Source organism: Flammeovirga yaeyamensis (assembly GCF_018736045.1).
Lineage (GTDB): Bacteria > Bacteroidota > Bacteroidia > Cytophagales > Flammeovirgaceae > Flammeovirga > Flammeovirga yaeyamensis.
Map to the genome: position 1 here is coordinate 536,111 of NZ_CP076133.1, position 17,668 is coordinate 553,778.

Below are 17,668 nucleotides of genomic sequence, written 5' to 3' on the forward strand. Positions count from 1 at the left end.
AAGATCTACTTCGCTAAACTTAATATGAAAAAAACGTTACTAAATATATTCTTCTCACTCCTTGCCTTTACGGTAATTGGACAATCAAAATCTGTTAGTGTTGGGCACATCGATCAAAAGCCAGTGGTAATGGTGGATGATGCCCCTGTACTATTTGCAGGTATCCAATATTGGGGATTGGATCATTGGAATGATGGACATTGGGAAGAAGATATTAAAAACATCAAATCCTTGGGACTTAACGGTATTCGTCTGAATATTGCTTGGGATCATATAGAGGAGAATGAAGGTATTTTCACCTTTAATCAATTAGATAAATTGATAGACATGATTGAAAAAGAAGATTTGTATGTTATTCTTCAATTCAATCAATCGGCGCACGAATGGAAACCAAAATGGTTCGAGAACAAGTATAATTCTAAAGAATTATTGGCAAAAGATATCAAAGGAAAACCTCAGTACAGTCGTTTATCTTTTGCATCGAAACCATTCAAGCAGCATTACTACAACTATGTTAGAAACACTATTGCTCATGTAAAAGGACGAAAATCGATTGTGGCTTATTCGGTCTACACGGAACCTCATTTTGCAGATAAGGAACAATGGATGGACTACAACAAATACAATCGAGAAGCTTTCAGAGATTGGGTGCATAAAAGGTATAAAACCATTGAGAATGTTAACCAAGCTTGGGGAACCACTTATGCCAATTTCCATAAAGTGGAGCCTTTCAGAAAGAACATTCCTTCGAACTGGGAAAAAATGCCAACCACAGATCGCAAGCAATTTGCCGATTGGAATTTATGGAACTGTATTGCTAAATCAGACTTTATTGGTGGTTTAATCCAAGAGTGTAAAAAGATCGATAAAGAAACGCTCTACATCCAAAACATGATGTGGAAGTGGACAAGTAAATACGGAGCGAATGTCGCTTTAGATCCTGAAATAAATTACTCTTATGCCGATGTGATAGGGATTAATGTTTACCCTTTAGGAAAGAATGCATTCAAGATCGAAGGCGCTGTAAACTTTATCAGAACACTTTTTAATAACGAAAAGCCTGTTTGGTTGGGTGAGTTCAGTACGAAAAGTGGTAACCCATCAACCGATCAGTTGAACAAGATGTTGGAAGGATGCTTTGATGCAGGAGGTACTGGGTTTGTATACTTCACATATAATGGTCAGGCAGAAAAAGGCAATGAAGAATATGGTATTGAGCATTATGGTATACTCGATAGACATAGACAAAAGAAGGATGCCTATTACGAGTTAAAAAGCTACCTATCTAAATATATTAAAGGTAAACATTCTGATATCCTAAATCAGAAAATCGAAAAGGCTGATGTACAGTTTCTGTGGCCTCAGATGAACAAAATCTATGGGTATTTATCAGAAAATTATAATTACAATACGTACATCTCTGCATTTATCTATGCGACACTAGAAAATGGTTGGTCTATTGATGTGGTTTCTGAGTTCGAGGTTATTCAAGATGATATAGATTTCAACCTTCCACTCTTGACGATCTCTATGCCTTTCACCAATAAAAAGGTAGGCAATGCATTGAGAAGACAGATTAGGAATAAAGGTTTAAATGTATTTATCAATGGTCGATATTCGGAAAATATCTATTCTATTTCGGGCTTGGTAAATCATAAAGGATACCCTCGATTAGACAATACAACGGGGGTAAGTTTCTCATCTTTAGAATATGGGAGTGATGATAAAATCCAGTTTTCTACGGGTAGTTCATTCTCAGTTTTGAGCGATTTTCCTGCACAAGGTACCAAAGTAAAGATCCTTCCTTCGGACAATTTCAAAGTGTTAGGCAAATGGCAAGATGGTTCTCCTGCATTGATCGAGAAAAACATCGGATCTGGTAAAATGATCTACATGGGTACTCACTTTTTCCATCCCGATTTTAATTCGGATACACAGTTGAAAGGAAAAATATTAGAATTGATTTTACATCAACTCAACGATTCGACATCAGATCAATCGAGTAATTCTAGAAAAGGGAAGTCTAAAAAAAAAAGATTAATTAATCTCAACGATAAACTCTATCAAATTCCATTGGAAGGTGATGGAGTTTATCAGGTTTTCACTATCGAGGGAAAAAATGTTTCGAAGGGATCATTTTCAACTCATGAATATCAAATCAATCTGAATCATATTAGATCTGGCAAGTACCTGATAAAAGTGCAAACATCATCAGACCGACAGACAGATATAATAGTACTTCATTAATTGGTGCTTTAAATAGTATGAAATGAGAATGAATACAAAAAATAAATATAGACAAAAAACGATACTACATAAGTTGACTCTAACATTGTGTAGTACGCTATTGTTGCTCCTCTGTAAAACTAACATATTCGCACAAGACGCTTTAATTCAAGGGGTAGTTAAAGATGAAATGACAGGAGAAACTTTAATAGGGGCCAATGTCACTTTTAAAGGAACGAACATAGGAACAACCACAGATATCGATGGTAATTTTAAACTCTTAAAACCCATATCATCTGATGTCCTAATCGTATCATATATAGGATATAGAGCGAAAGAGATTGTAGTAAAACATCAATCCAAAATTACAGTACACTTAAAGCCAGACATTACTCAAATGGAAGAAGTAGTAGTGGTAGGTTATGATGTGCAGAAAAAAGAAAGTGTAATTGGTGCCATCGAACAAACTTCTGGGGAAGATTTGGTGATGAACCGTGGTAACATGAGTTTTACCAACTCTTTAGTTGGTTTGGTATCGGGTATTACTTCCATCCAAGGATCGGGACAACCTGGGGAGTCTGCCGCTCAGATCTTTATTCGTGGTAAATCTTCTTGGGTAGACAATAGCCCTCTATTTTTAGTGGATGGTATCGAACGTGATTACGAAGATATTGATCCCAACGAAGTAGAAAGTATTTCTGTATTAAAGGATGCCTCTGCCACTGCCGTTTTTGGTACCAAAGGGGCCAATGGCGTGATATTGATTACCACCAAACAAGGTGAGGAAGGAAAGCCAAAGTTTAGTTTTTCGACCAACGTTTCCTTTAAAGAACCGGTATCAAATTTCTACATGGCCGACCGTGCTTCTGTAATGAGAATGAAGAATCAAGCATTGTTTAACGATGGGATTTTCGATCCATCGGCCTACTATTCTAATGCAGATATTGCCAAATGGGAAAACAAAGTCGATCCCTATATGTACCCCGAAGTCGATTGGTACGACGAGTTGGTAAGGGATTTTGGTACGACTACAAACTATAACTTAAACCTAAGTGGAGGTAGCCAAAGAATTAATTATTTTGTGTCGTTGAGTTACGCCAACGATGGAGATATTTTTAAGACAGAACCTAACCAATATTACGATCCTGGTTTTAACTACGAACGTTATAACTATCGTACCAACTTTAAAGTGAAGCTTACCAAAACGACCAACATTAAAGTAGGTCTAGCCGGTAGTTTATCCTTTAAAAATCAAGCAGGATATGGTAGTTCTAGTGATGACGATTGGGCAAAATCAGATTTCTTTAAGCTGATTTATTATAAAGCACCTACTTACGTTTTTCCTATTCATTATGCTGATGGTAATATCGGACATGATGGTGGTGGATCAAATCCTTATTTATTATTGAATTACAGTGGTGCACACATCAATAAAAAGAATACTCAAGCATCGGATGTTACACTAGAACAAAAGCTGGATTTTATCACAAAAGGATTATCCTTCACAGGTAAATTATCTTACAACACAGCATTTGATTATAAACAGAACATCTCGAATAAATCGGGCAGAAACTCAGGTTTTAATGTTCCGTCTTATTTATATACTCCAACAGATACACTTCGTTTTCCTAATCCTAATTATGTGGTAGGGCCGGTAAATGTAGGAAACCAACAATTAGGAGGCTATAAGAGAAATTTATATTACGAAGCGGCAATTAGATACCATAGAAACTTTAATAAGCATACTGTTTCGGGTATGGGATTGTTTATGCGTAGTCAAAATATAAGCAGAATCAATTGGCCTGCTTTTGAGGAAAGCTGGATTGGTAGAGCGACTTACGATTACGATCAACGTTATTTTGTAGAAGTGAATGGAGCCTACAATGGTTCAGAAAAATTTGCTCCTGGGTTACGATTTGGCTTCTTCCCTTCCTTCGCTACAGGTTGGATCATTTCCAACGAAAACTTTTTCAAAGAATCTCGCTTGTATGATGCCGTTGATCTCTTCAAAATCAGATACTCTTACGGTGAGTCAGGATATGATAAAGGCGTGAATAGATGGACTTATCTTCAATTATTTGAGCAGGGTAAAAATGTGTATTTCGGTAACCCTCCATCAGCTTTTTATACGAATCAAGAAGGACGTGCAGCTAACCCAAATGCTACTTGGGAAAGAGCAGTGAAGATGAACTTAGGTATTGAATTAGAGTTATTCTCTCATTTATCTGTGATCGTCGATTTATTCAACGAGCAACGTTCAGGTATTCTCATGGAAAGAAAGACCATTCCGCCTTGGTTTGGTTTGGATAATCCCTACGAGAACATTGGAGAGACCAAATCAAGAGGTTTTGAAGTGACGTTAGGATGGAATCAGAATATCACCAAAGACTTTAATATCAATGCGAAAGCGATTGGTAGTTTTGCTCAGAATAGAGTGGTCTTTAGAGATGATCCTCAGAATATGCCTGATTATCTTAAAGATGCTGGCAAGCCAATTGGATCAGACAACATCTTGATTACCGATGGTATTTATCAAGATTGGGATGATGTCTATAATTCTCCTGGTTCGGTTTGGGGACAAGAAAACAGGATTCCTGGCGATCGTAAATATGTGGATTATAACGGTGATGGAGTGATTGATGACTTAGACAAAGCAGTAGCGGCCTATCAAGATTATCCGATGTTTACTTACTCTTTCCAATTAGGATTCCAATGGAAGGGAGTAGCTTTTTCTAGTCTGTTTACTGGGGTAAATCAAGTTCAAAAAAGAGTAACTGATGCCTTGCTATATGAATTTACCAATGCCGACTATGAGCAAGCCAACCCAGGTAATATGAATGCATGGCGTCCAGACAACAGAAATACAGATGTACCGATTTTAAGATCAAGTAATGCTACAAGATCTCACAATCAGCAACCAAGTAATTATCAATATCAAAGTGCAGAATATTTAAGGTTAAAAAGGGTTGAATTGAGTTACACTCTCAGTACTAAATCCATGAAAAAAAGTTCTGGAATTCGAGGAGTAACGGTATATGTGGGGGCAAACAACCTCTTCACCATTACCAACATGGATGAGCGTTTTGACCCAGAAGCAGCCACACTTTCTGCCTATCCATTGATTAGGAGTTATAACACAGGTTTGAATATTAAATTCTAAATAAATGAAGTACACACATTATAGATATATCGTTCTCATGATACTCGGACTATGGTGTTCTTCTTGTGAAAGATACCTTGATAGTGTCGAAGAATCTATTGTTACGGACGAAGATATATTCTCTAATTTCGCAGATTTTAGAGCATATCTAGATCATGCATACTATGGCATTTTCGATTTTCATTTATATAAACAAAATACAGCAATTAGCACTGTTTCCGATCAGTTTCAATGTCCAAGTAATACGGCATGGCAAGACTATGCAAAGTATGTAAATACGGGCTTATACGATAATGGAGCAAATGCCTTTGAAGTCGGTTGGCAAAAATCAAATGGTTATGGTGAAGCGTCAACACTTTACAATGCCATGACTGCTTTGCGAGTTTGTAATATGGTCATCGAAAGAGCTGAAATATCAGATGCGATTACTGAAAATCAAAAGAAAGATCTTCAGGGACAAGCTTATTTTTTAAGAGCGTTTTTCCATTTTGAAATGATCAAACGATATGGTGGTTTTCAATATATCGACAGAGTGTATCAATTGGACGAAGACTTGGATTTCGAACGTATGACTTACGAAGAAACCACACAGCGTATAGTCCAAGATTGTGATTTGGCCATTGAATTGTTGCCTGATAATAGATCCGGTAGGTTATATGGAAGAGCAACGGGTACTATGGCTCGTTTCTTAAAGCATGTGGCTTTATTATACGATGCGAGCCCTACAATGAATATTTCAAATGGGTATGGCAACAGCTATAATGAGGAGAAAAGTATTTTAGCTGCCACCGCTGCTTGGGAAACCATCAATAAAGCAACAAGTGCAGGTTTTTCATTAGTCAATGGATTGACAAAAAATGAATACTCAGAGATTTTTTACAGTCGAGATGTTGTAGCCTCTTCAGAAACTATTTTTCCAAAACTGAAAAATGGATTTATTGGATATGGATCAACTTTAAAGCAATTGTATATCCCAAGATCATTTGGGTTAAATAATAACAGGTACACATTGGCGACTCACAACCTTGTACAAATGTTCGAGACGGTGAATGGTTTAGCTATTGAAGACGATCCTACTTACGATCCTCAAAAACCCTATGAAAATAGAGACCCTCGTTTAGGGTATTCGGTGTTATTTCACGGTTCTGAACAAGGAATTGATGTAAACGGTAGACCTAGAGTTTTGGATTTCTCTTATGATAGTGAAGGCGATCCATTAAAAAATGGCGAAGATATTACAGGTGCAGGACCTGATATTATCACTGGTTATTATATGAGAAAATTCTGGCCAGAAACCGCCAATCCTTGGCAACAAGATGGGGCTTATTTTATGAATTGGTCTTATATGAGACTGACCCAAGCATATTTGGATTATGCCGAAGCAGCCAATGAAGCGTATGGTCCAAATGGAAAAGCACCCGAAGCCAATATTACGGCTGTTGATGCCATTAATATTGTTCGTGCAAGAGTTGGTATGCCTCCTGTGAATGCTATGTATACTACTGATAAAGTGACTTTTAGAAAGAGAATTTGGAACGAAAGAAATGTAGAGTTAAATGGAGAATTTCAGCGATGGTGGGATATGCGTAGATGGCATGTGGCACACGAAGCAGAAAATCGAAGAATTAAAGGCATGAGGGTAACAAGAAACAACACGACTCAAGAAGAAACCTATCAGGTGATTGATGTGGTGGGAGCAACTCGTGTGTTCGAGGAAAAGCACTATTGGTATCCATGGCCTAGAGATGTCATTTTTATGAGTAACCGATTTAAACAGAATCCAGGTTGGTAATTTTTTAATTGAAATGAAAATGAAACAATCCAATAAAATATATACTCTCCTATTGGTCATCACTTTGATGTTCACTTCTACAATATATGCTCAAAAGACCTATGTTGAAGTGGAGTGTATAGTAGTCGATGAATTTGATCAACCCATCAACGGAGCTATACTTTCTGTTCAATTGGATGAAGGACAGGAAGATGTTTTTTACACGAATACATCGGGTAATGTGACAATTTTAGGAAATGAGGGTGATGAAGTCATCGTTACTGCTCATTTAAAAAAAGCACAACATATTACCCTAAAGCACAGTCAGTCGACACTAAAGATTATCTTAAAAGATCAGCAAGATCGTTACGAAGATGGTTACTATTCTGGAGGTTATAAACTTCAGGAAAGAACAAAATCGGTGGCTTTTTCGAATGTTGTAAAGCAAGATAAACTCAATAAAGGCTACCCACTAAATTCTGCTACGTCATTAATGGGAACTGACGGAAGTGTTTTGATTGAGCAACTGACCAGTAACCCTGGTTGGGATTTATCCAATATGACTTTAAGAGGTTTAAATACTTCAGGCAACAATACTCCAGCAGTATATATTGATGGATTCGAAAGAAGCATTTATCAAATTAATGTGGATGAAATCGAATCTGTAGAATTCCTAAAAGATATCTCTGCAAAGATATTGGTAGGACCTGCCGCAATTAATGGGGTACTTTGGATCACTACTAAAACAGGTCAAGCGGTCAAAAGAAAGATCGATGTTTCTTACGAACAAGGTATTCAAATGCCTAACATCAAATACAATTATTTAGATAGTTATGAGTATGCGACCTTATATAATGAAGCTAGATCAAACGATGGTTTGTCGCAGTTATATACTCCTTTCCATTTAGAAGGGTATAGAAACAATACGAACGCCTTTCAATTTCCGAATCACGAATACACCGATATTCTATTAAAAGATCAGACTACCGTAAGAAATGCCAATGTGTCTCTAACGGGTGCTACTGCAAAAACAAAGTATATGGTAATTTTCGGTTATCAGCAACAGGAAGGAATGGTAAGTGCAGGTCCAGCAAATGGTTTGGATAGATTAAACATCAGAGCCAACTTAAGTGCAAAGATGAACGAGTTTATCACATTAAAAGCCAATATTAATGCAAGAACAGAATACATTCAAAGTAGTACATTAACAGGAAGATCGTTGTTTAATATGCTTTCTACTCACAGACCAAACGAGTACACTTTATTTGTTCCACAAAATACTCACTACAACAATTCAGAAGGATTTGGAGTTTCTAGATATACCAATAGCAATGTATATGCAGAGGTAAACGAAAGAGGCTTCTTAAAAGAACAAAGGATTGTTGGACAAACTACTGTTGGATTGGACTTCGATCTAGGGAATGTGGTGAAAGGTCTTTCAGCTGATTTAAATGCAGGAATCGATACATACAATAGTGTAACTTACGGACAAAAAGCCAATTACAATGCCTTTGTACCTATCTATAGAGCAGATACTTTATTAGCTTTAAATCAACGAAGACAGAAAACAGAATTATCAAGTCAAAGCAAAGAATCTGATGATGTTGTGAGAGATTATGCCGCTTATGGTCGATTAAAATACAGAAAAAGTTTTGGGGAAGATCATCAAGTTTTGGCTCAAGGAATGTTCTCTTATTTGAGACAAGAGATTAAGGGAAGTAATCAGATTACTGATAACACGACAGCTTCTATTTTTGGTAACTACATTTTTAAAAACAGATATTTATTTGAAGGAGCGTTGGCGAATTATGGATCAAACAGATTCGATCATCAAAGCAGTCAGCTCAACTATTCGGCAGGGTTAGGATGGGTCATCTCCAACGAGAACTTTTTGATAAATCAACCGTGGATCAACTATCTGAAGTTAAAAAGTAGCTATGGTTTGATCTCCACTGATAGGAGTATTGCAAGCTCACAATGGCATCAGAATGTATGGACCCAAAGTGGTAATGTCTATTTTGGATCGAACAACAATACAGCTTATAAAGGAACAATTCTATCTCAAGCAGGAACGACTGGGCTTACTTGGGAAAAGCAAAAGGAATTAAATGTAGGTATAGAAGGGCGTTTATTCCATCACTTAGGATTCTCTCTTCATTACTTTGATAATCACCGATATGATATTCCAGAACCTATTAATAATACAGTGATTAATGGTCAGGAGTATGCACAATATGTGAATTACGGTGAAGTGAAAAACCATGGGGTAGAATGGCAATTTGTGTACAAAAATAACTACCGCTTGTTCGATTATGAGTGGGGAGTTAGTGGCATGTATTCACAATCTAAATTGATAGACGGTAATGTGATCCGATATCAAGAAGATGGTTTGAATAGAATTGGTAAACCGATAAACGGTATTTACGGTTACCAAGCCAATGGATTATTCCAATCGGAACAAGAAATTGCTAATTCACCTTCTCAAAACTTTGGGGTGATAAGACCTGGTGATATCAAGTTTGTCGACCAAAATGGCGATGGTATCATCAATAGATCCGATCGAACTTTAATTGGGGATAGTTACCCGGATGTGATCTTGAATACGCACATCAAATTAAACTATAAGAACTTCGAATTTTATACACAGTTATCGGGCGTTTTTGGTCGAGAGATATTACTTGATAATACCTATTTCTGGAACTACGGAGAAGGGAAATATTCAGGTGTAGTAAGGGATCGTTGGACAGAGAGTAATCCGAATGCCACTTACCCAAGGTTAACCACAAAGGAGTATCAGAACAACTTCCAAAACAACAGTTATTGGATAGAAGATGGTAGTTATGTACGCATCGATAATGTTCAGATTGCCTATTACTGGCCTTTGGAGAAAATGACCAAGAATACTTTTAAAACCATGAAACTATATGCAAGAGGGCACAACCTATTTACATGGTCGAAAATTAAAGATGTAGATCCGTCGAACATCAATGCCGGGTATTCGAATTTCCCATTATTAACCACTTATATGTTGGGTGTTCAGTTGACTATTTAATTTTAGTGAAATGAAAAGATTAATTATATATATCGGAATAATCATTGGATGTACCTCATGTAATAAATACCTGGAGGCCAATTTTGATGGTTCAGTTTCTGATGAAAACGTTTGGACAAATCCAGTTTATGCAGAGGGCGTATTGTTAAACGCTTATGTTGCTCTGCCAGATAATTTTGGATTGGAAGAAAGCACATTTCTAGACTGTGTAACTGATAATGCAGTCACCAACCATTATATTTCGATGGTGTACATTAACGGAAATGGTGGTTGGAGAGCAGATAACAATGGCACTGGTTTGTGGTATGATTGGTACCAACAAATCGAATACATTAATCTATGGATAAAGTACGGTCAGAATGCCAATTATTATCTTTCTGATGCCTTGTTGAACCAACAAATCAAAGAGCGTTTGAATGGGGAGGCTCGCTTTTTAAGAGCATGGTATTATTGGAAGCTTCTGCAAGCCTATGCTGGTAAAGTGGATGGGGAGTTAAAAGGAGTCCCTTTGTATAATCGCCCTATTGAAAATGATAGAGATTATGCAAACACAACCAAAAGAGCTTCTTATGAAGAATGTATCAATTTTATCTTAGCAGATATAGAAAAAGCGATCGAATGGTTACCGGAAGAGTATAATGGTAACGATCATGTTGTAGGGAAGCAACAAATGGGGCGTGCAACCTATACAGCTGCCATGGCTTTAAAAACTCGTGTTTTGCTGTATGCAGCGAGTCCTTTGTTTGGCGTAAAAGATTGGAGTGAAACAGTAAAAGCTTCATTAACCATGATGGCTCATACGAGAACTTCCCTACCATCGATCAAGTGGGATGATTTGGAGTCTTATTACTGTGCCCAAAATCATAATGAAATTATCATGAGGAAGTTCGATAGAAACAACACTTTCTTTAAAGATAATTATCCTCCTTCATCCAATGGTGATGGTAGAACGTCTCCTTCTCAAAATCTAGCAGATACATTTTTTGGGAAGGATGGTTATCCTATCGATCATCCCAATAGTAATTACGATCCACAACATCCTTATGACAATGTATCCAATCGTTTTAAAGCCACTATCGCTTATAATGGATCAGGTTATAGAAATCAAAAGCTAGAAACATTTGTAGGCGGTTTTGATACAGAAGCTCAATATGTAAATGCGACTCGTACAGGAATGTATTTAAGGAAATGGATGTCGATGCGAGCTAGCGCTGATGGCATTGATGAAACTGTAGGATTGCATTATTATGCCTTATTCAGGTACGCAGAAATCTTCTTAAACTTTGCAGAAGCAGCCAACGAATGGGTAGGACCTGATGTTCCCGTAGAATTTGGCGGGGTGAGCATGAGTGCAAAAGATGCAATTAAAGAAGTGAGAAAACGTGCTGGTCTAACAAATCATGATTATTTAAATGAAGTGGCAGCTCAAGGTCAGGATGCTTTTAGAACTTTGATTAAGAAAGAAAGACGTATCGAATTGTGTTTCGAAGGACATTATTTCTGGGACTTGAGAAGATGGAACGATGCTTTAAATAATGAGGTAAAGGGAGTGAAAATTCAGAAACTAGGAGAAGACGAGTTCACTTACGAATACCCCGTAATAGAAAGAAGAAACTTTGATGAATATATGCGTTTTGGTCCTATTCCTTTTAATCAGGTAGCATTAGGGTTAAGACAAAATGATGGTTGGTAAATAAATCGAACAGACAATGAAAAAAATACTATATATACTTACTCTAGCATGCCTTTTAACAAGTTGTGCATACGATAGTTACTTAAATGATTTCGACGAGACAACAGTTTATTTCGCACATCAAACACCTATTAGAACGTTGATAGTCGACGAATATGAACAAATAAAGTTAGGTGTCGCTTTTGGTGGTCGAAGGGAAAATACCAATAATGAATGGGTGGAATTCGAAGTAGATCCATCCTTATTAGAAGGCACATCTTACACCTTGTTGCCATCGGAATTGTATAGTTTATCCAACGAGAATTCGATTTCTATTCCAAGTGGAAGTTTCCAAGGAGATATCACAGTAGCTTTTGATATGCAACGTTTAACAGAAGCAGCTGCACCAATGACAAATTTGGCTTTGCCTGTTCGTATCACCTCTACTTCATTGGATCAAATTCATGAGTCGAAAGGGTATACTATCATTCTGTTTAAATACATCGCAAAATTGGATGGCACGTGGTATCAGAAAGGTGTTTCTAAAATGACGGATATTGCTAAAGACTCTTCATGGACGGTGACCTATAGTCAGCCTACTTTAGAGAGAAATCGATCGAATGTGTTGAATACAAAGACAAAAAATGAAGTGGTAGCAAACGCAATGGGTAATTCCGATTACCACCTTAATATCTTGATGGAAGACAGCGACATTACTCTTTCAAGCGAGGAAGTCGCCAATTTTGTTGATGATGAAGCTTCGGTATCGGAAGATAAAAAAGAATTGTACATCAAATACAAGTTTGAGCAGGAAGGCATTCTTCATGAGGTTTCGGATACCCTTATTTTCGCCAAAAGAAATATCGTATTTGAGACGTGGTAGGTGAAGATTCCATCATTCAAAATAATAGAAGGTGAATTCATTTTTTATGGGTTCACCTCTTTTTTATTTTTAGAAAATTTAAGGTTTATGTTTTGTTAACAGAGTTTTGGAACTCAGAAAATGTACTTTAAGTATTCAAATTCAAGGTTTTATTGGAAATGAAGGTTGAAATAAGGTTTTCATTAAGAACAAAACGATTAAGCAGTCGTAAATATAATTGTTTCAAGAAATTTTGATATCTTGTAGCTATAATCTACAAAAACAATCTAACTCGATAATATGAACAACTCCCTTACCTCTCGTATTGTACTTCTATTATTTTTAACCATTTCCACTTCATTATTTGCTCAAGAAAACTCATCTAAAGAAGGTGTAGAATTCGAATTTACTTGGGAAAGATATGCCGATGAAATAAATAGAAGCTACCACTTCTTTAACATCAACAATAATTCTGATCAAGACATTTACATTACTGGCGTGCTAACAATTCACGCTAATTTTGGAGGGGAGAAAAGAGTGGGAGAAGAAGTGTATGACCTTGTTATTGCGAAAGGAGAAACGATGAAACAATTGGTGATCAATACCAACGGTTTGACATCATTTACTGATTTTGACCTTTCACAAATTAAGATTCATAAGTTTTCTAGAACAACAGAAATAACAAAAGCTCTTGCAGATGGTTTTATTTTAATCGATTCAATTAATCAAAAAAATCCAATTACAATTACTACCACTAAACTAGGTAATGTAAAATTGTATGACGGAGTAGATTTCGAAGTTGAAGCAAGTAAGCTGACTACAGCATCAAATATTTCTTTTGAATATGAAATGTATTATCCTGATCAAGTGGTTACACAAGAATCACAGGCACACGATAATCTTCCTATGAAAAGTCAGGTATTCCACTGCTACGGAATCAATCATTTGATGTTGATTAAGCCAACCAATTTGGTCATAGACGGTGAAAAATATCCAATTGATGCCACTTCAATTCAATTGCCATCAACCTATCAAAATAAAATTGCGAAATACCTTCCAGCCCAGCAAACAGCTACAGATGCTGTTGTTGCAGGTGGTACAGATAATGGAACGGTATCAGAAAACGAAAGAATACAGTTGTTAAAAGCTGAAATGGACAAAGCGGTTTCTGCTGAAGATTACAGCAAAGCAGCACTGTTAAAAGAAGAAATTGGTATCCTAAAACAAATTTCAGAGGCAGTGAATGCAAAAGATTACATTAAGGCAGGGGAGCTTCAAAAAACATGGAAAGAGAAGTTTGGAGATGAGGTGGCGTTGGAGTAATCTAATAAGGTTTTAAATAAAAAGCAGTATCGATAATAATGAGTTATTGATACTGCTTTTTTGTTTTATTTCTTCTTCTGTTTTTTCTCTTTCTTTTTCTGTTCCTTGTCTTCTTCCTTCGAACGGTTACCCGTTCCTAAAATAACGACTTGACTACGATGACTTACCCTTCCATTTAATTTAACGACCATTACATACGTACCGGCATTAAATTCTGAAATATCAAAAGAAGCTTTAGAGTTGGTCATACTCACTTCCGGCAAAGGTACTTGATGTCCTGTAGCAGGGTTGATGAATTCGAAAGTAGGTTTTTCGTCTTCCAATAAATGCATGGCCACATTCAATTGGAATTGGGCAGGGTTAGGATAGATGTTTAATACTTCTCCCTGTACTTTATCTCCATGATAGATCACCTCTACCCAAGACTCTTGTTTGCCATCAAAATCGACTTGAGTAAGGCGGTAATATATTTTTCCTTCTATAGGATCTTTGTCTTCAGCCTCATAGTTGATGGAAACATTAGAATTTCCTGCTCCATGGATTTTATCATAAAGCACTTTATAGTTTCTACCATCTGTAGATCGTTCCAACATAAAGTGGCTATTGTTTATTTCTGTTGCAGTTTCCCAATATGTTCTTACTTCGCCATCTTTAGAAACGACATTAAAATAAGTAAGTTCAACAGGTAAATCATCATCCTGAAGGTCAACATCCACTAAGAAACGAACGAGCATACCTGCGGCTTCATCATTGGGTACACCACCTACTAAAGGTAGGTAACGCTTTCTTTTGTTATGGTTCTTTATGGCGTTGATATAATCTTCTGATCTATTGTTCACATTCTGATTTTCGTGAATCTGATTGTGTGTATTATTAGCAAAGTAATTTGAAATAGACATTTCACTAGCGTTCGGGGTATCATCAGAGAATCGATTGGTATTTTCAGATCCATAGTAGAGTTTACCATTAGCCGGGAATAAATTTCCATCAAAATTTACTCTCACTTCTTCATTTACGGCTATTGTTCCACCAAAGCTAGATTTTCTTGGCTTGGGTCCCCACATATTCTGACCAATAGTAATGCTTGCACCATCATTGTTAGAAAAAGCGATATCCTCTTGGTTTTCATTAAAGCCTAATCGTAAGTTCTTCTTCACTACAATGTTCCCGTTATTAATTAAAGTGGCTTTATTTTTTAGTCTTAACCCTCCTGAAATCACTAATGTATCTCCAGCGTTTACAGTAAGCGATCTATTCTTCTGTATTTGCAATCGCCCCGTTACATAAGTTACTCTCTGAGAGGTTACATAATGGTCTTTTACAATCAGTTTAGGTGAAATTGTGAGTGTATCATCAGTAATGGTTGCTCCGGGTGCATCAGATAGATTCTTTAGTGGGGTGGTGACCATTTGTGCTTGTACCTCAAAAGAAAAAGTAGATAGTAGTATTAAAAATAAGCAGCAAAAGTAATTAGTATATCTCGTATTCATAGTTTGGGTATATTCTGTCTCGTAACAATTACATTCCTATTCACCTCATTAGTTTCATGTCTTATCATATTATTGGTTGGGTGTAAAATGTTGTTGGATTAATTACAAAAAAAACACCAACCCAAAGAGTTCGTGTTTTATCGATTCTAATCTATATATTATTATTTTTATTACTCGATGCTATTAAACTGATAAACATAAATACCACTTTTCGCTGTCTCAAAGACATCAAAGTAGATGTTCTTATGTAGTTTCTTCACCTTCTTTTTATTCGGTAAATTATCTAAGACCGTTTGATATAAACCTTGGTAATCACCTTGGTTTGGTAAATAATCAAATACATTTCTTAGGGCATGCCACTGATCGAAATAATTACTACCCATAGCATATTTTTGAAGTAAACGGAAAGATGAATGTTTCGGATTATGGATACACAAAATTGTGGCTAACTCAATTTGCACATAGGTTTCTTTCTCCACTTCCAACACGTCTTCGATTATCTGATATTCATTAGCTGTTAAGTAATTTTGGTTTCTCAACCCATACGCCGCCCAATAACGTACCAATCCATGTTCCGATTTTAACCCTTTCAGTTGTTTACTAATGGCTTTACTTCCCTCTCCCGAAAGGTTGATCATCGACATCATTGATTTAAGTGGATATACCGATTCGTCTGACTTGAAGTCATAGGGAGCCAATCCAGTTTTCTCCGACATACGCATCATTTCACCATAAGGAATGAACTGTAAATCTCTGGTCTTTAAGATTTCTTCCTGACAGATTTTTCTAAACTTCTTCAGCTGCTTAGCATACTTTGGATCGTTCGCCAAGTTATTTAATTCCCAAGGATCATTTTCCAAATCAAATAACATTTCCTTATCACGATTTTTAATAAAGATATTCTTCTGATCGTCGTTTAAAAGATCATTCTTCAAATCCGTTTTCATCGTCGTGTAAATATCAGCAATCCCTGTATAGTGCTTAAATTGCATTTCAGGAAGTGATGTATTGTACACTCTTGAGTACATAAAACGGCCATCAGAAACTTCTCTGGTGATGTCTCTCGCATCGTCTGCACCGTCTTTATGACCGTAAAAATGTGTTTTACTATAGTTCTCAGCCAAAAGGTTGGTACCCTCAAAATAAGCCGGCTTTTTGATGTCCGCCAAAGTTAAGATCGTTGCTGCTAAGTCTTCGAAGCTACCTACTCTATCAGTTTTATTACCCATTGTTAAACCCGACAGATGTTTGTACTTTTCTGGTACATACACATACATCGGTACTCTATGACCAAGGTTAATTCCATTTCCTTTTCCTCTAGGCATCGCTTCTCCATGATCTGCAAAAACAAAAATGATAGTTTCTTCTTCCAACCCATCGTGTTTCAATTGGGACAAAATCTGACCAATTCTATAATCTGTATAATTAATACAGTTATATATTCTGGCCATATGATGTCTCATTTCTGGACTATCTCTATAAAATGGAGGTAAGATTAAAGTTTCTTCTTTGGTTCTTAACTCTTCTGGAAGATGGGATAAAATCTCTCTTTTGTATTTCTCTTCTTTCCACACAAAAGTTCTAGAGGCATGCGACTCATTTAAATTAAAGACTGAAAAGAAAGCCTGACCGTCCTTGCGGTTTCTCCAATGGGCTGTTTTGCTCGACTCTGTCCAACATTCGTTGATAAACTTCTTTTGGTCGAAGACATTATAATCTGTTTTTACATTATTGGAAGTATGGTAGCCCTGTTGCTTTAAATAATAAGGAAAGCCCTTAATCTGATCTGGAAAAGGAATACTACTTCTATGATTTCCTGTACCAATTGATGTTGCATGCAGTCCGGTGATAATTGCCGATCTCGAAGGCGAACAAATAGTGGCTGTCGAAAACATGGCATTGAAACGTACTCCTTCTTGTTCTAAGCGATCCATATTGGGCGTGTTTGAAGAAGGGTTATCATAGATTAAATGTGGAGAGGTATCTTCAAAAGTAATCCATAAAATATTAGGTTGATCCTTCTGTTGAGCGTGTATCTGAACGCTTATAAATAAGGTGATGAGGAAGTATAATTGTTTCATTTCTTTCTTTTTTTAGTACATCACGAATTTC

General features: G+C 36.6%; 9 protein-coding genes. 7 read left to right on the forward strand and 2 right to left on the reverse strand.

Going from position 1 to position 17,668, the window contains the following annotated elements:
- Positions 1 to 24: 24 nt before the first annotated feature.
- The 7 genes from KMW28_RS22360 (at position 25) to KMW28_RS22390 (ending at position 14,066) form a co-directional block, all read left to right on the forward strand.
- Positions 25 to 2,247 carry a beta-galactosidase gene (locus KMW28_RS22360; protein WP_169662159.1) on the forward strand — a complete coding sequence of 741 codons (2,223 nt, stop codon included), beginning with the start codon at positions 25 to 27 and terminating at the stop codon, positions 2,245 to 2,247.
- 22 nt (positions 2,248 to 2,269) lie between these two features.
- A complete protein-coding gene (locus tag KMW28_RS22365; protein ID WP_169662158.1) occupies positions 2,270 to 5,386 on the forward strand; it encodes a SusC/RagA family TonB-linked outer membrane protein in 3,117 nt (1,038 codons plus the stop codon).
- Positions 5,387 to 5,423: 37 nt separating this feature from the next.
- Positions 5,424 to 7,178: a RagB/SusD family nutrient uptake outer membrane protein gene (locus tag KMW28_RS22370; protein WP_169662157.1), complete on the forward strand. Its 1,755-nt coding sequence runs from the start codon at positions 5,424 to 5,426 to the stop codon at positions 7,176 to 7,178.
- Positions 7,179 to 7,197: 19 nt separating this feature from the next.
- On the forward strand, positions 7,198 to 10,209 hold the full coding sequence (locus KMW28_RS22375) for a SusC/RagA family TonB-linked outer membrane protein (protein WP_169662156.1): 3,012 nt from the start codon (positions 7,198 to 7,200) through the stop codon (positions 10,207 to 10,209).
- A gap of 10 nt (positions 10,210 to 10,219) precedes the next feature.
- Positions 10,220 to 11,902: a RagB/SusD family nutrient uptake outer membrane protein gene (locus KMW28_RS22380; RefSeq protein ID WP_169662155.1), complete on the forward strand. Its 1,683-nt coding sequence runs from the start codon at positions 10,220 to 10,222 to the stop codon at positions 11,900 to 11,902.
- A 16-nt stretch (positions 11,903 to 11,918) separates the two neighbouring features.
- Positions 11,919 to 12,764 (forward strand): DUF1735 domain-containing protein, encoded by an 846-nt coding sequence (locus KMW28_RS22385; RefSeq protein ID WP_169662154.1) that lies wholly within the window; start codon positions 11,919 to 11,921, stop codon positions 12,762 to 12,764.
- Between the two features lie 279 nt (positions 12,765 to 13,043).
- Positions 13,044 to 14,066, forward strand: a complete 1,023-nt coding sequence (locus KMW28_RS22390; RefSeq protein WP_169662153.1) for a UvrB/UvrC motif-containing protein — start codon at positions 13,044 to 13,046, stop codon at positions 14,064 to 14,066.
- A gap of 65 nt (positions 14,067 to 14,131) precedes the next feature.
- Here the strand turns inward: KMW28_RS22390 and KMW28_RS22395 are convergent, their stop codons facing one another.
- A complete protein-coding gene (locus KMW28_RS22395) occupies positions 14,132 to 15,556 on the reverse strand; it encodes a T9SS type A sorting domain-containing protein (RefSeq protein ID WP_169662152.1) in 1,425 nt (474 codons plus the stop codon).
- A gap of 170 nt (positions 15,557 to 15,726) precedes the next feature.
- The gene (locus tag KMW28_RS22400; protein WP_169662151.1) at positions 15,727 to 17,637 is read right to left on the reverse strand and encodes a sulfatase family protein; all 1,911 of its coding nucleotides are present in this window, start codon (positions 17,635 to 17,637) and stop codon (positions 15,727 to 15,729) included.
- Between the last annotated feature and the right edge of the window lie 31 nt (positions 17,638 to 17,668).

Bases quoted from the DNA above. Each gene is read 5' to 3' on its own strand.
- KMW28_RS22360 (WP_169662159.1), top strand. From the start codon at position 25: ATGAAAAAAACGTTACTAAATATATTCTTCTCACTCCTTGCCTTTACG.
- KMW28_RS22365 (WP_169662158.1), top strand. From the start codon at position 2,270: ATGAGAATGAATACAAAAAATAAATATAGACAAAAAACGATACTACAT.
- KMW28_RS22370 (WP_169662157.1), top strand. From the start codon at position 5,424: ATGATACTCGGACTATGGTGTTCTTCTTGTGAAAGATACCTTGATAGT.
- KMW28_RS22375 (WP_169662156.1), top strand. From the start codon at position 7,198: ATGAAACAATCCAATAAAATATATACTCTCCTATTGGTCATCACTTTG.
- KMW28_RS22380 (WP_169662155.1), top strand. From the start codon at position 10,220: ATGAAAAGATTAATTATATATATCGGAATAATCATTGGATGTACCTCA.
- KMW28_RS22385 (WP_169662154.1), top strand. From the start codon at position 11,919: ATGAAAAAAATACTATATATACTTACTCTAGCATGCCTTTTAACAAGT.
- KMW28_RS22390 (WP_169662153.1), top strand. From the start codon at position 13,044: ATGAACAACTCCCTTACCTCTCGTATTGTACTTCTATTATTTTTAACC.
- KMW28_RS22395 (WP_169662152.1), bottom strand. From the start codon at position 15,556: ATGAATACGAGATATACTAATTACTTTTGCTGCTTATTTTTAATACTA.
- KMW28_RS22400 (WP_169662151.1), bottom strand. From the start codon at position 17,637: ATGAAACAATTATACTTCCTCATCACCTTATTTATAAGCGTTCAGATA.